We start from the raw sequence: 201 nt of genomic DNA, 5'->3' as shown, positions 1-201 counted from the left end.
CGGGAGTAGCTCAGTTGGTAGAGCGCAACCTTGCCAAGGTTGAGGTCGCGAGTTCGAGACTCGTCTCCCGCTCCAGGTTTTTCTGGCAGCGTGTTGGTCGGCAAAGCGCTGCACATGCAGGACAAATGCGGGAGTAGCTCAGTTGGTAGAGCGCAACCTTGCCAAGGTTGAGGTCGCGAGTTCGAGACTCGTCTCCCGCTC

At 58.7% G+C, this 201-nt stretch carries 1 tRNA gene; it reads left to right on the top strand.

Annotated elements, in window-relative coordinates:
* The first annotated feature begins 127 nt into the window (after positions 1–127).
* Positions 128–200 (top strand) — tRNA-Gly (locus KVT39_RS37810).
* Position 201 lies beyond the last annotated feature (1 nt).

Origin of the sequence: Burkholderia sp. GbtcB21, from assembly GCF_019091065.1 — a bacterium.
Taxonomy (GTDB): domain Bacteria; phylum Pseudomonadota; class Gammaproteobacteria; order Burkholderiales; family Burkholderiaceae; genus Burkholderia; species Burkholderia pyrrocinia_C.
Note: the sequence above shows the minus strand (reverse complement) of the source record. Positions and strands in the feature narration are given on the sequence as shown.